Genomic DNA, 14,259 nt, shown 5'->3' with positions numbered 1-14,259 from the left:
GCTTCGGCCGCTGCAGGAGCAGGCGGGAGGCCCCGCCGTCGCTATGTGGATAACACGAGAGCGCCGCACCTTGGCTTCTTTGGGGGGACGGCTGCTTTGGACGCCGCCCAATTCGCCGGAACGTGGCGAGGGCGCCGCAAAGTTACGGCGAAGTCGGTGGTTTCCCGCGAATTCGAGAGGCCGGCCGCTTCGGGTGGGAACGCGGGCGGTGGTGCMGCGGACGATGAGGTCCGGCTGGACGCCGGGGCGCCCTAGGAGTAGTAGTTCGCCAGGGTCTCGGCCTTGAACTCGAAGAACTTGCCTGCCTCGATGGCGAGCCGGGCGTCGTCGACCATCTTCACCACGAAGCGTTCGTTGTGGATCGAGATCAGGGTGGCCGAGACCATCTCCTTGGCCTTGAACAGATGATGGATGTAGGCCCGCGAATAGTTCAGGCAGGCGTAGCAGTCGCAGCCTTCCTGCAGCGGGCCGAAGTCGCGCTTGTACTTCGCGCCGGAGAGGTTGAACCGGCCGGTGGGGTGGTAGAACGCCGAGTTGCGGGCCACCCGGGTGGGGGAGACGCAGTCGAAGGTGTCCGCGCCGTTTTCAATGGCCGTGAAGATGTCGTCCGGTTCGGAGATGCCCAGCAGGTGCCGCGGCTTGTTCTCCGGCAGCTCCTCGTTGCACCAGCGCACGATCGTGCCGAGGTTCTCTTTCTCCAGCGCCCCGCCGATCCCGAAGCCGTCGAAGTTCATGGCGCCGAGGTCGCGGCAGGCCTTGCGGCGCAGGTCCTCGTATTGGGCGCCCTGGATCACCCCGAACAGGGCCTGGTAGGGCTTACCGGCGCGCTCGTCCGTGAGCCGGAAGTGCTCGGTGATGCACCGCTCGGCCCAGCGCCGGGTCCGCTCCAGGGACTCCTCCTGGTAGCCGCGGGAGTTCTGCAGCGTGGTGAGCTCGTCGAACGCGAACATGATGTCCGCGCCGATCCGGTGCTGGACGTTCATGGAGATCTCGGGGCTGAAGCGGTGCCGGTCGCCGTTGAGATGGCTCTTGAACCACACGCCTTCCTCGTCCACGTGGGCCAGGCGTTCCTTTCCGGGGGCGACGGCGTCGTCCGGGCCCGAATTGTCCACCGATTTCATGTCGATGACCTTCTTGAACCCTGAGCCCAGGCTCATCACCTGGAAACCCCCGGAATCGGTGAACGTGGGACCGCGCCAGTTCATGAACGCGCCCAGGCCGCCGGCCTCGTCCAGGATGTCCGCGCCCGGCTGCAGGTACAGGTGGTAGGCGTTGGCCAGCACCGCCTGCGCGCCGAGTTCGGCGATGGATTCCGGCAGCACGGACTTGACCGTGGCCTTGGTGCCGACGGCGATGAACGCCGGGGTCTGGATCTCCCCGTGCGGGGTGGCGATGGTGCCGGTCCGGCCCAGGAACTCACCGCCGTTGGCGGCAACCTGCCCGGCCGACGGCGGGCACGCCTCGCTCAGGCGTTTGCCCACGCGGAAGGAGAATTCGGACTGCCGGGCGGGCGCGGGGGACGAAGACGCGAAGTCAGGATTGGCTGGCACGGTTCAAGTGTGCCAGCTAACGCAGCTCAGGACTCAGTGGACGGGATCCGATGTGGGGTAGTTCTCAGCCCGCCACTTGTCCCAGTAGTCGCGGACCGCCTCCAGCTGGTGGGCCCCGAGGTCGTAGGTGGAGACGATTGCGAGGGATCCGCCGTCGGGCCGGACGTCGGCGATGGCGGGCTGGTCCGCCACGATCAGCAGGCCGTCCCCGTGCTCGGCATAGTTGTGGACCGTCAGGCCCACCTGGTGGTTGCTGCGGAACCACACTTTGCCGGAGATTTCCTCGCCCGTGGGCAGGGTGAGCGAATACGGGTCCCCCGGCGACGGGACATCATTGAGCCCCAGTTTCTCTATCGCGGAACCGCCGGAGCCGGGCACGGAGAAGAAGAAGGTCCGGCGCTTGCCGTGCGGGTGCCGTTCCAGGGAGAAGCGCAACTGGTGGAGGAATGTCAGCCAGCCCTGGGTGATGTCCTCGTCCCAGGCCGCCCACTCGGAATTGTGGTCGATTGCCGCCCGGGTGACGCTGACCTCCGTGCCCGTGGGGACAGGTTTCAGGGTGAAAACGTCGCCGCCGTCGACCACCAGGGAGGTGTGGTCGGCGCCTTCGACCACATTGGGGCCGAAGTAGATTTCGTTGATTTCGGCCTCTTGGTCATCGGCCACCCAGCCGTGCCATTGGGCGATCTTGGCGGGTTCGCGCAGCATGGTCCAAACTTGCTGCGCGTCGGAATTGATCACAACGCTCAGATTGTTCGTCATGGGGTGAATCTACAACTCCGTGCCCGCCACGGGTAGGGCCCAACGCTAGACCTCAGGCGCGGACCGATTCGAGCTCGTTGGCGATCCGGCGTTCCAGCTCAACGGTGCCGATCGTTTCGGAGCCGCCGTGCGCGCGCAGGAACAGGAGCGCCTCGAGCCGCAGCAGGCGCCAGTCGCGTTCCGCATCCTGGTTCGCGTTGTCGATCGAGCGGAAGATTTCCTTGTCGTACAGGTTGGGCTCGTTGAGCGAGCGCTGGCGCACCTTGGCGTTGATCCTGGCCTTGAACGGGTCCGTTTCCATGGCCTCCGGCGCGCGGAGCAGTTTCTCGTAGATCCCGGCGCGCTGGTCCTGACCCAGCTGGCGGCAGATGTAGCTGGAGAGCGCCAGCGATGACTCCACGGAGGCCCAGCGGTCGGGGTTGCCGTCGAACGGCAGGACGTTGAGCAGGTCCGCGACCGCCAGGGCGTTGTCGGGGTCCTTGAGGGTGACGAAGAGCTCGTGCGCGAGGTCGCTGAGATCCTTCAGGCAGCTCCCGGACTTGGTGTTGATGCCCTTGGCGAGCCGTTCACTGAGCAGGAGCACCCCGACGGCGCCCGGATGGGCCTCGGCCGCGGCCTCCACCACCGACTCCGGCGTGCCGTCGGGTGCCGGGATGAGCGCCAGGTCCGCTTCGCTGGGTCCGCTCACGGCGGGGGGCGCAACAGGCTGGGGAGGAACGACGACGGCGGCGGCCGCCGTATTGTCGGGCCCGGCAGCGTCGGAGCCAGGTGCGTCGGACCCAGCAGTGTCGGATTCAGCTGCGTCGGGCCCAGGTGCGACCGGCTCAGCCTCGTCCGGCGCGGGGGCGCCGAAATCGGAAGGAGCTGGCGTGCCGGTCGCGCCGCCGTCGGACGCCGGGGTGCCGGCCCCGGCGTCGTCCGTAACGCGGACCAGTGATCCCGCCGCGATCCGCAGCACACCGCCACCGCTGAGGGTCGCCAACACCATGGCGGGAGTCCCAAAGTCGTCGGTTTCGACATCCACGCGATGGATCTCGGCGGAGCGGTTTCCGTCGGGCAGAATCAGGTGGTCACCGGCCCGCAGAGATCCAGCCTGCTGTTCACTGTAGTTCCGGGAGGCTGGGGGGTGGGTCATCGGGAGTCCTTAAAGTTCTCTTGCGGTCCGCCCAACAGTCTACAAAATCGGCCGCACGAAGTCGGGGACGCAGGGGAGCCCCCGAGAGTCCCCGGCCGGCGCCGGGCCCAAGGGAACCGGCTAGTTGCCGACTCCCGCGAAAGCCAGGGCCTGCCGGATCAGGGCCCCCCGGCCGCCGCTGAATTCGAGCTGCACGTCCGTGCCCATGACCTCCTGCGGGGTCATCCAGGTCAGCTCAAGGGCGTCCTGCCGTGGGGAGCATTCGCCGGTCACAGGAATGATGTACGCCAGGGCAACGGCGTGCTGGCGGTCGTCCGTGAAGCCGGTATGGGACGGCGACGGGAAGTACTCGGCCACGGTGAACGGCACCGGGCTGACCGGAAGCTGCGGGAAGGCGAGCGGGCCCAGGTCCTTCTCCATGTGGCGGAGCAGGGCGGCGCGGATGGTCTCGCGGTAGAGAACGCGGCCGGACACCAGGGACCGGACCATGGTGCCGTCCTCGTCGGCCTGCAGGAGGGTGCCGACCTCGTTCACGAACCCTAGGGGGTCCAGCCGGACCGGAACGGCCTCGACATAGACCATCGGCAGCCTGCCCCGCGCTTCGAACAGGTCGTCGTCGGAGAGCCAGCCGGGATTCGGGTCAGGGGTGCGCACATTCATGGTTAAGTTCTACCCCATCCCGTCCCCGAACCCCGGCGTCACGCCCAAGCGACGACGAGCCGGGCCGTCTGCGCCGGGACCGCCAGGTCCACGCCTGTCAGATCCTGAAAGCGGCTGATCCGGTTGAGGATGGTGTTGCGGTGGCAGAAGAGCTGCTGCGCTGTCGCCGTAATGCTCCCTGTTTCCAAGTAATGCTGGACGGTTTCTTTCAGCCGCTCCCGTTCGCCGCCGCGGCACCCGGACAGGCCGGCCTCAAGGTCGGCCAGCAGGTCCAGGCCGACGTCGAGCATTTGCTGCTTGGCCAGCCGGGCCCAGGCGGCCTCCGCTGACAGGGGCCCGGAATCGGAAGGCCGCAGCAGGGAGGCGAGGCTTCCGGCCGTGCGGGCGGCCGCGGGCAGCGCCCGCAGCCCGGCGACGCCCGGAACATAACCGCATGGGATGTCGGTCAACGCGGCGGGAACAGAGTGCCGGGCGCCGTCCCGGTATGGCGGGAGCGGCCAGAACGCGTAGGTGTTCCCACCGAATTCGTGGACGAAGAACCGGCTGCGAGTCTGTTGCCCGGAGCCCAGGCTGGTCGCGGCCGTTCGGAGACTCACTGCTGCGTCGCCACTGGCCGCCACGAGTCCGAAGCGGGCGGTCGAGTCCACGCCGAGGGCGGCGGCGACCTGGCTGACGGTCTCCGCGGTGGGGCTAGCCTGGTTGAAGAGCCGGGCAATGAATTCGCGGCGGATGCTGGACTCCTCCTGGGCCATCCGCACGCGTTCGGTCAGATAGCTCGTGTGGGTGCGCGTGGCGAATTGGTCCACGACGCGCCAGACCCTGTCCACACTGGATGCCAGCAGCGCGGCGTCCTCGGCATCGGCGATCTGCAGCAGGCCTTCCCAGATGATGCTGAAGTCCAGCCGGACGGCCGAGATGAGCGCCTCCGGCGGGATGCCGGCCCGGGCGCGTTTGGCGCCMAGATCGGCAGCAAATTCGAGGAGCGACTCCATCGCCGGACCAAGGGTGGACTGCTGCCGGAGTTCCTGTCCGCGCAGCCCGTCCACCAAGCGCCTGAATGTTTCGCGCGCAGTCACTTCGAGATCGCCGGAGCCCACCTGTTTTTCGGCATACTCGGGGATGTCACGGACCCTCGCCGTAAATGTTTCGGCCAGCGTGTCCAGCCGCCCGTGGAGCAGCTCCACCAGTTCGGCCCAGCGCAGGGAATCACCCGGCGAATGAAAATTGTGCATTCACACATTTTAGGCATGGAAATGCGTGATGCAATGCTAGTTTTTTGGACGAAATGTACTGGCAGAATGGAACAAGAGAAACCGGGTGAGCGCAGTCACACCCCGTCGGCCTTATCGGCCGGTTCCATCCCTTCCGCATTATTTGGAGTAATCATGGCAAGCAGCGCAAGCAACGCCACCACCACCGCCAGTCCGCAGTTGCCCCGGGTTGTCGATGAGAGCGTGGCCAAGAAAGTCGCCCTCGCGGCCCTCGTCGGAACGGCGCTGGAGTGGTACGACTTCTTCCTGTTCACGACGGCCGCAGCGCTGGTGTTCAACGCGCAGTACTTCGTGTCCCAGGAYCCCTTCGTCTCGGCCATGAGCTCCTTTGCCACCCTGGCCGTGGGCTTCGTGGCCCGCCCGATCGGCGGCTTCATCTTCGGGGCCCTGGGGGACAAGGTGGGGCGCAAGAAGATCCTGATGGTCACCATCGTGGGCATCGGCCTCGTGACCGGGCTCATCGGCCTGCTCCCGAACTACATGACGATCGGCGTCGCGGCCCCCATCCTGCTGGTTGCCCTGCGCATCCTGCAGGGCCTCGCCGTCGGCGGCGAGTGGAGCGGCGCGGTGATCATCGCAGTCGAAAACGCCCCGGTTGCCAAGCGCGCCCGCTACGCTGCCCTCCCGCAGCTCGGCTCGCCTATCGGCACCATCCTGTCCTCCGGCGGCTTCTTCGGAATGCTCTACCTGGTGGGCCAAGCCAACTTCGATGCCTGGGGCTGGCGCATCCCGTTCATCGCGGCGATCCCGCTGCTGGCCATCTCGATGTGGATCCGCAGCAAGCTCAGCGAGTCCCCGGAATTCGAAGCCCTCATGGAGTCTGGCGAGACCGAGCACGCCCCCATCCGCGGCGTCCTGACGAAGAGCTGGCGCCAGATCCTGGTGGGCATGTGCTCGGCGCTGCTGGGCATCGGCGGCTTCTACCTCATCACCAGCTTCGTAGTCTTCTACGGCACTAAGGTGCTCAAGATGCCCTACGAAACCTTGCTTCTCGGCTCGCTCCTCGCTGCCGTCTTCGAAATCTTCGCCCTGATCTGGGCTGGCCGCATGGGCGAGAAATACGGTGCCAGCAAGGTCATCCTCTGGGGCGGCATCGCATCCGCCGTCATCGCCGTGCCGGTCTTCCTGGCCATCGACACCGCCAACCCCGCCCTGGTCATCATCGCCATGATCATCGGCGTGTGCACCCTGTCCATCCCTTACGCGGTGTCCGGAACGGCCCTGACCGCACTCTTCGCCACAAAGGTCCGGTACACCGGCGTCGCCATCACCTCCAACAGCGCGGGCGTCATCTCCGGCTTCGTGCCGCTGATCGCCACCGCCCTCGTGGCCGCCAATGGCAACTCATTCTGGCCCGGCGCCATCATCTTGCTGGTGGTGTCCGTATTGACCGCGCTGTCCGGCATTTTCCTCCCCGCACTGAGTATCGAAGAAAAGGGAATGAAGCATTGAGTGCAACAACCACCGCCGGGCACCTGATTGTTGCCCAGCTGGAACGAGCCGGTATCCAGCGCGTCTACGGTGTTCCCGGGGAGAGCTTCCTGGATGTGCTGGACGGCTTGCACGGATCCTCCATTGAAACCGTGGTGACCCGCCACGAAGGCGGCGCCGGGTTCATGGCCCTAGCCGAAGGCCGGCTCACGGAGCTTCCGGGCGTGGCCATGGTGACCCGTGGTCCCGGTGCAGCCAACGCCTTCATCGCCATCCACACCGCGCACCAGGACGCCACCCCGATGATCCTGTTCGTGGGCCTCATCCCGGTCGCGGACCGCGGCCGGGAGTCGTTCCAGGAATTCGACATCAACGCCTGGTTCGGCAGCACCGCCAAGAAAGTCGTGACGCTCGACGACGCCGCCTCCGCCGCCCGCGTGGTGGACGACGCCATCTTCACAGCACTCAGCGGCCGGCCGGGACCCGTGGTGATCGGCCTGCCCGAAGACGTGCTGGTCCACGCGATCGAATCGGCCACGGTGGAGCCCCGGACCGTCGCCCGGACTGAACCTGCAGCAGCCGATCTCGCCGGCCTCGAGACGCGCCTGGCCGCGGCCAAGAAGCCCCTGATCGTGGTGGGCGGCGAAGGCTGGAACCAGGCATCCTCCGACGCGCTGGCCGGCTGGGCCGCCCGCCACGGCATCCCGGTGCTCGCGGATTTCCGCGCCTATGACGCCGTCCCGCACGGCAGCGACTCCTACGCCGGCTACCTCGGCTACGCCCGTAGCGACGCCAACGCCCGCCGCCTCGACGAGGCCGACCTGCTGGTCTTCGTCGGCTGCGTCCGCGCCGACGTGCTCTCCGACGGCTACAAGCGCGGACTGGATGCCGTCACCGTCGTCGTCCACCCCGGCGCCGATCTGCTGGGCCACTTCGGCCGGCTGGACCAGCACATTCCGGCCCACGTCGCGTCCTTCGCCACCGCACTCGCCGCCACGGATTCCGCGGCGGATCCCGAGGCCGGCTGGCTGGCCGGGGCCCGTGCCGACTACGAAAAATTCTCCTCGGCGCAGCCGGATGGAGGCACGGGGGTGGACCTCGCCGTCGTCATGGAAATCCTCAAGCAGGAAATGGACGACGACGCCGTCATCACCTACGGGGCGGGGAACCACTCGCTGTGGCCGGCCCGCTACCTGAAGCACAACACCGCGAACTCACTCGCCGCACCCCGCAACGGGGCCATGGGCATGGGGATCCCGGCGGCGGTGGCTGCCTCCCTGGCCTACCCCGGCCGCCAGGTGATCTMCGTGGCCGGTGACGGCTGCTTCATGATGAACGGCCAGGAAATGGCCACGGCCATGGGCCACGGCGGGAAGTTCATCGCCCTCGTGGTGGACAACGGCATCTTCGCCACGATCCGTGAGCACCAGGAAGGCCACTACCCGGGCCGGCCCTCGGGCACACACATGACCAACCCGGACTTCGCCGCACTGGCCCGGTCCTACGGCGGCTACGGCGAACGGGTCGAGAAGGCAGAGGACTTCGGCGCCGCTTTCCGCCGTGCCGTCGACTCCGGGCTGCCGGCAGTCCTGCACCTCCCACAGGACCCCACCACCCGCTCGCCCAAGACCGCCAGCAACTGACCGGAGCCTGTCATGATCACCCTGCACAACATCATCAACGGTGAGATCGTCCCCGGCAGTGCCGCCKACGGTTCGGACGCGGCCACCCTGCCGTTCTTCGACCCCGCCACCGGAGTCCAGCTCGGCACCGCCCCGGACAGCGACGCCGCCACCGTAGACCGCGCCTTCCAGGCCGCCCACACCGCCTTCCAGAGCTACAAGCGGACCACCCCGGCCGAACGCCAGGCCATGATGCTCAAACTCGCCGACCTCATCGAGGCCAACGTCGACAGGCTCTTGGACGCCGAGGTAGCCTGCACCGGCAAGCCGCGCCAGATCACCCGCGAGATCGAGATCCTCCGCGGCGCCGACCAGCTGCGCTTCTTCGCCGGCGCCTGCCGCGTGGTGTCCGGGACCGCCCAGACCGAATACGTCCGCGGCTTTTCCTCCAGCGTCCGGCGCGAACCCCTCGGCGTGGTCGCCCAGATCACCCCGTGGAACTACCCGTTCATGATGGCCATCTGGAAGATCGGACCGGCGCTCGCCGCCGGCAACACGCTGGTCCTGAAACCGGCCGACACCACGCCCTGGTCCACCCTGGTGCTTGGCGAACTGGCGCAGGAGGCCTACCCCGCCGGCGTCGTCAACGTCATCTGCGGCGGCCGGGGGACCGGTGCCGCCATGGTGGATCACGAGATCCCGGAAATGGTGTCCATCACCGGCTCCACCCGGGCCGGGGCTCAGGTGATGTCCGCGGCGTCGAAGACCCTCAAGGACGTCCACCTGGAACTCGGCGGCAAGGCACCGGCGATCGTTTTCGCCGACACCGACATTGACCTGGCGGCCAGGGAGATCGCGCTCGGTGCGTTCTTCAACGCCGGGCAGGACTGCACCGCAGTGACCCGTGTGCTCGTCGAGGACTCCATCCACCAGGAGTTCGGCGCCGCGCTCGCCGCGGCAGCCGCAGCGCTGCAGGTGGGCGGCGACGCCGCGGACCTGGGCCCGCTGAACAGCGCCGCCCAGCTTGACCGGGTAGAAGGCTTCATGTCCCGGTTGCCCGCGAACGCCAGGGTCCTGGCCGGAGGCAAGCGGACGGGCGCCGGCTTCCACTTCGAACCCACCGTCATCGACGGGGTGTTCCAGGCCGACGAGGTGGTCTGCGAGGAAATCTTTGGACCCGTCGTCACCATCCAGCCCTTCCGGGACGAGGCCGAAGCCTTGGAGCTGGCCAACGGGACCAAGTACGCGCTGGCCTCCAGCGTCTGGTCCAACAACCACGGAGTGGTCACCCGGGTCTCCAATGAGCTGGACTTCGGCGCCGTCTGGATCAACTGCCATCAGGTGATCCCGGCCGAGGCACCGCACGGCGGTTTCAAGCACTCCGGGACAGGCAAGGACCTCTCCGTCTTTGGCCTGGAGGACTACACCCGCATCAAGTCAGTCACCACCTCCCACCGCTAAAGAACCGCGTAGGTAACCCTTGAAACTCGATCTGCTGCTGCGCAACGCGGACATCATCACCATGGATGAGCGCCGCCCGCATGCCACCTCGCTGGGAGTCTGGCAGGGCCGGATTGTGGGCCTCGACGACGACTTGGCAGGCCTGGACGCAGCCGAAGTCCTGGACCTCGGCGGCGCCACCGTGACCCCCGGCTTCATCGACGCCCACTGCCACACCACCTGGTTCGGGCTCGGCCTGGGCGAACTGGACGTCTCCGCCGCGCGCGGCCTGACGCAGCTCTACGCCCTGCTGGAGGCCGGCATGGCGGCAGACAGCGCGCGGCCTGAGGCAGGGCCAGAGCCGGAGCCCGGGACCGGGCCGGAACCGGACTGGCTGCTGGCCACCGGCTTCAGCCAGCAGCAGCACGGCGGCGAGTTCCCGGACATCACCGTCCTGGACCGGATTACGGGAAACCGGCCGCTGTTCATGCGGCACAACTCCGGGCACATGGCCGTAGTCAACACGGCTGCGCTCCGGCTGGCCGGCGCCGAACCGGCGTCGTTTCCGGACCCCGACGGCGGCGTCATTGTCCGCGACGCCGACGGCCGCCCCACCGGGCTGGTCCAGGAAACCGCGCAGCAGCTGATCCAGCAGCTGATCCTGCCGTACTCGTCCGAGGCGATCGAAGCCGCACTGGACCGGGCCACCAGCTACTACGCCGCGGAGGGCATCACGAGCTTCACCGAGGCCGGGATCGGCGGCGGCTGGATCGGCCACAGCCCTGTGGAGCTGGCCGCCTACCAGCGGGCGGCCTCCGCGGGCAGGCTCCACGCCCGGGCGCAGCTGATGCCCGTTCTGGATGTCCTCCACCCGCTCGGCGGGCAGCACCCGCCGGGCACCACGCCGGCCGGACTGGATCTGGGCATCGCCAGCGGCTTCGGCGGCGACTTCCTGTCCCTGGGCCCGGCGAAGGTTTTCCTGGACGGGTCACTGCTCGGCGAAACGGCCGCGGTCAGCCATGACTACTGCAGCCACGGCGGGACGGACAACACCGGCAACACCGGCTACTTCCAGGCCGAACCGGACGCGCTCCGGGCAAAGATCGAGGCCGCCTACGCGGCCGGCTGGTCGATCGCGGCGCACGCCATCGGCGACCGCGCCGTTGACCTCGCGATCGACATCATCACCGGCTGCGCCGCCAAATACGGCCCCCGGACCGTGCCCAACAGGATCGAACACGCCTCGATGACCCGGCCGGAACAGCTGCAACGGCTGGCCGCCGCGGACATCGCCGTCACCCCGCAGGCGAGCTTCTTCGCCGACGGCGGGGACGGCATGACGCTGTCCCTCGGCCCGGAACGGCTCGGTTGGGCCTATCGGGCGGCGTCGTTCCTGTCCGCCGGTGTGACACTCGCCGGCAGCTCCGACCGCCCCGTGGCCGACGGAAACGTGCTCCGCGGCATGCAGGCGTTCGTGGACCGGCGCACCGCCTCCGGGGCCGTGTTCGGGAACCCGGACGAGCGGCTGGGCCCGCTCCAGGCCCTGGCGGCCTACACCACCGGAGCCGCCGCAGCCACGGGCACGTCTGGCATCAAAGGCTCACTGACCACCGGGAAGCTGGCCGACTTCACCGTCCTGTCCGGGTCCCCGCTCACCGCGGGCAGCATCGCCGACCTCGAGGTGCTGGCAACCGCCGTCGGGGGGAGCTTTACGTTCCGGACCCCCGGCCTCACGTCCCCGGTTGCGGTCGATTCGGCCGCAACCGGTCCATTCTTCAGCACAGCCACCAATCGTTCATAGGGGAAAACCGTGACCACTCAGACCTCTTTCAGCACCCGCGACGCCGCGTTCGTGCGGGACTTCCACATCATGAGCGAATTCGGCGCTACCGAGAACGGCGGTGTGGAACGCCAGGCCGCCAGCGTGCCGGACGGCCAGCAGCGGCAATGGCTTACGGGCCTGCTGGAGGCCAAGGGCTTCACCGTACGGTTCGACCGGGTCGGCAACCAGTGGGGCCTCTATGAGGCCGTGCCGGGTGCCCCCTTCGTGGTGGTGGGATCCCACATGGATTCCCAGCCGACGGCGGGTCGCTACGACGGCGCGTACGGCGTGCTCGCCGCAACCCACGCGGCCTTCCGGCTCGTGGAGCAGTGGGCCGCGGCCGGAGCAGCCGGGCAGCCCCGGTTCAACATCGCGGTGGTCAACTGGTTCAACGAGGAGGGCTCCCGCTTCAAGCCGTCCATGATGGGCTCCTCCGTCTACACCGGAAAGCTCGAACTCGAGACCGCGCTGGCCACCACGGACGCGGCCGGAGTCTCGGTCCGCGAGGCCCTGGACGCGATCGGCTGCCGCGGCAGCTATGAGGGCCCCGAAGCCGCGTACTGTGCCGAGATACACATTGAGCAGGGCCGGAGCATGGAACGCGAAGGCATCACCATCGGGCTGGTGAACTCCAACTGGGCGGCCAACAAATACGAGTTCGTGGTCCACGGCGAGCAGGCCCACACCGGCTCCACCGTGATTGCCGACCGGAAGGATGCGCTGCTGKGCGCGTCCATGATGGTGGTCGCCGCCCGGGAACTCGCCGACACCTACCCCGGCGTGCTGCACACGTCCGTCGGGCAGCTGAATGTCTACCCCAACTCGCCCGTGGTGGTGCCGTCCCGGGTGAGCCTGCTGCTGGACCTGCGCAGCGCCGACGAAGCTGTCCTTGCCGAGGCGGACGCCCTGCTGGACAAGCGGATCGCCGGGATCGAGAAGCTGGCGAACGTCACGGTGGAGCGCAACCACTCCCACACGTGGCCCGTGACCCCCTACCAGCCAGAGGGCGTGGAACTCGCGGCCAAGGTGGCGGCGGACCTGGGCCTGGCGAACAAGCCGGTCATGACCTTGGCCGGGCACGATTCGACCAACATGAAGGACCTTGTCCCGACGGTGATGCTGTTCGTGCCCAGCGTGGACGGGATCTCCCACAACGAGCACGAATACACCGCGGATGAGGACATCGTGGCTGGTCTGGCGATGCTCACCGAGGTAGTGAACCGGCTCTGCAACGGGGCGCTGGAAGACTGACCGCGGCCACCAAGGGCTGAAGTCCACAGGTCCTCCGCGGCCACCGCGGAACCCCCCAGGCGCCTGGCCAGTGCCGTCTCAGGCGCCTTCCGTCTTCTGGGAGATCCAGAGCATCGCCCCGTTGGGGTTCTCAGGCAGGTCAGCCGCGTCCGGGTTGGCCACGTGCAGGGTCCGCCCGAAGGCCTCTTCCGTCAGGCTGACCCGGTGGCCGGCGGCCGCGAGGCGGTCCCGCAGGCCGGCGAGGTCGCCGGTGTATTCAAACCCCAGACCGGTCCGGGCGGCCCCGCTGACGGGCCGGACCATCAGCACACCGCCGTTCTTCGCCGTGAAATCCGCGGTTTCGTCGTCGTCCGGGGCCGGCCGCAGCCGGGCGCCCATGTTCCGCAGGGTTTGCGCGGCGGCGGCCGCGTCGGGCGTGAACCAGACTTCGACGACGGCGAGGGCAGGATCGGCGTCCGCGCACTGCGCGCCGTGGGCGGCCTTGTCCGCGAAGAAGCCGAACCCGTCCTCGCCCGTGATCCGGCAGGTATCGCCGTGGCGGGCGCTGACCAGCTCGGCCGGGGTGGTCCCGTCCTCCGCGCCGGCCAGATTGGTGCGGCGCGCGAACTCCGCCAGATCCCCGACCTCGACGCCGAAGTCAGTCTTTCCATCCAGCACCATTCCGGCACCGGCACCGGCAGCGGCATCAGCCCCGGCGGCACCCGCCGCTACCCGGTGCAGCGCGAGGCGGCCCGAGCCGGCGTCGAACTCCTGCCAGTCGCCGTCGTCGACCGTGCGCACCATGCCGAGGGCGGACAGCAGGCCCTCCCACTGGTCCATGCGGGRGGTGTAGTGGATCGGGCGGACGCGCAGCATGGGATCTCCTTGCGAGGGACGGTTTTTGGCTCCTCCTGACATGGTGCCACCAAAGCACCCCTCCGGTCAGCACAGCAGGGCACAATGGGGCCATGGCTGCTGAACTTGAGGAACTGCTGGTGAAGGACGCCGCCGAGTGGCGCGCCTGGCTGGAGCAGCACCACGCGCAGAGTCCCGGCGTGTGGCTCGTGCTGCACAAAAAGGGCGGATCGGTGACGGAGCTGGACTACGAGGCCGCGCTGCAGGAGGCGCTGTGTTTCGGCTGGATCGACGGGCAGGGGCGGCGCCGGGACGAGGAAAGCTCATTCCAGCGGATGACCCGGCGGGGACCCAAGAGCGTGTGGTCGGCCCGGAACGTGGAGCGAATTGACCGCCTGGAGGCGGCGGGGCGGATGGCCCCCGCCGGGCAGGCGGCCGTCGCCGCCGCCAAGGAGGACGGGCGCTGGGAGGCCGCCTATTCGGG

Annotated in this window: 12 protein-coding genes; 6 read left to right on the top strand and 6 right to left on the bottom strand. The window is 68.2% G+C overall.

Annotated elements, in window-relative coordinates; translation table 11 throughout:
• Nucleotides 1-251 precede the first annotated feature (251 nt).
• The 5 genes from tgt to AC1D1S_RS02415 all read right to left on the bottom strand — a co-directional run bounded on the left by tgt (nucleotide 252) and on the right by AC1D1S_RS02415 (nucleotide 5,336).
• Entirely contained in the window at nucleotides 252-1,550 is a 1,299-nt protein-coding gene (gene tgt / locus AC1D1S_RS02435) for a tRNA guanosine(34) transglycosylase Tgt (RefSeq protein WP_476993636.1), read from the bottom strand.
• 33 nt (nucleotides 1,551-1,583) lie between these two features.
• Nucleotides 1,584-2,309 carry an SRPBCC family protein gene (locus AC1D1S_RS02430; RefSeq protein WP_028278055.1) on the bottom strand — a complete coding sequence of 242 codons (726 nt, stop codon included), beginning with the start codon at nucleotides 2,307-2,309 and terminating at the stop codon, nucleotides 1,584-1,586.
• A gap of 52 nt (nucleotides 2,310-2,361) precedes the next feature.
• Nucleotides 2,362-3,444 carry a DUF6707 family protein gene (locus tag AC1D1S_RS02425; RefSeq protein ID WP_243181500.1) on the bottom strand — a complete coding sequence of 361 codons (1,083 nt, stop codon included), beginning with the start codon at nucleotides 3,442-3,444 and terminating at the stop codon, nucleotides 2,362-2,364.
• 120 nt (nucleotides 3,445-3,564) lie between these two features.
• Nucleotides 3,565-4,104 (bottom strand): NUDIX hydrolase family protein, encoded by a 540-nt coding sequence (locus tag AC1D1S_RS02420; RefSeq protein WP_079551800.1) that lies wholly within the window; start codon nucleotides 4,102-4,104, stop codon nucleotides 3,565-3,567.
• A 38-nt stretch (nucleotides 4,105-4,142) separates the two neighbouring features.
• Nucleotides 4,143-5,336, bottom strand: coding sequence for a PucR family transcriptional regulator (locus AC1D1S_RS02415; protein WP_243181501.1), 1,194 nt, complete (start codon nucleotides 5,334-5,336; stop codon nucleotides 4,143-4,145).
• 153 nt (nucleotides 5,337-5,489) lie between these two features.
• Between AC1D1S_RS02415 and AC1D1S_RS02410 the strand changes: the two genes are divergently transcribed.
• The 5 genes from AC1D1S_RS02410 to AC1D1S_RS02390 are packed head-to-tail and all read left to right on the top strand — an operon-like array spanning nucleotide 5,490 to nucleotide 12,941.
• A complete protein-coding gene (locus AC1D1S_RS02410) occupies nucleotides 5,490-6,827 on the top strand; it encodes an MFS transporter (RefSeq protein WP_243181502.1) in 1,338 nt (445 codons plus the stop codon).
• Nucleotides 6,824-8,449 (top strand): thiamine pyrophosphate-dependent enzyme, encoded by a 1,626-nt coding sequence (locus AC1D1S_RS02405; RefSeq protein ID WP_476993635.1) that lies wholly within the window; start codon nucleotides 6,824-6,826, stop codon nucleotides 8,447-8,449. The genes AC1D1S_RS02410 and AC1D1S_RS02405 overlap by 4 nt, the downstream gene beginning before the upstream one ends.
• 12 nt (nucleotides 8,450-8,461) lie before the next feature.
• Complete coding sequence (locus tag AC1D1S_RS02400) at nucleotides 8,462-9,889, top strand: gamma-aminobutyraldehyde dehydrogenase (protein WP_476993634.1); 1,428 nt, start codon at nucleotides 8,462-8,464, stop codon at nucleotides 9,887-9,889.
• 19 nt (nucleotides 9,890-9,908) lie between these two features.
• Nucleotides 9,909-11,669: an amidohydrolase gene (locus AC1D1S_RS02395; protein ID WP_476943159.1), complete on the top strand. Its 1,761-nt coding sequence runs from the start codon at nucleotides 9,909-9,911 to the stop codon at nucleotides 11,667-11,669.
• Nucleotides 11,670-11,678: 9 nt separating this feature from the next.
• Nucleotides 11,679-12,941, top strand: a complete 1,263-nt coding sequence (locus AC1D1S_RS02390) for a M20 family metallo-hydrolase (RefSeq protein ID WP_476993633.1) — start codon at nucleotides 11,679-11,681, stop codon at nucleotides 12,939-12,941.
• 78 nt (nucleotides 12,942-13,019) lie between these two features.
• Here the strand turns inward: AC1D1S_RS02390 and AC1D1S_RS02385 are convergent, their stop codons facing one another.
• The gene (locus AC1D1S_RS02385) at nucleotides 13,020-13,796 is read right to left on the bottom strand and encodes a VOC family protein (protein WP_476993632.1); all 777 of its coding nucleotides are present in this window, start codon (nucleotides 13,794-13,796) and stop codon (nucleotides 13,020-13,022) included.
• 92 nt (nucleotides 13,797-13,888) lie between these two features.
• Between AC1D1S_RS02385 and AC1D1S_RS02380 the strand changes: the two genes are divergently transcribed.
• A partial coding sequence (locus tag AC1D1S_RS02380) for a YdeI/OmpD-associated family protein (protein WP_476993631.1) occupies nucleotides 13,889-14,259 on the top strand: 371 nt, incomplete at its 3' end.

The sequence above is a fragment of the Arthrobacter sp. P1_A5 genome (genome assembly GCF_056406825.1).
The sequence above is the reverse complement of the archived record's forward strand: the minus strand, read 5'-3'. Positions and strand labels throughout refer to the sequence as shown.

Bases quoted from the DNA above. Each gene is read 5' to 3' on its own strand.
- AC1D1S_RS02430 (WP_028278055.1), bottom strand. From the start codon at position 2,309: ATGACGAACAATCTGAGCGTTGTGATCAATTCCGACGCGCAGCAAGTT.
- AC1D1S_RS02420 (WP_079551800.1), bottom strand. From the start codon at position 4,104: ATGAATGTGCGCACCCCTGACCCGAATCCCGGCTGGCTCTCCGACGAC.
- AC1D1S_RS02425 (WP_243181500.1), bottom strand. From the start codon at position 3,444: ATGACCCACCCCCCAGCCTCCCGGAACTACAGTGAACAGCAGGCTGGA.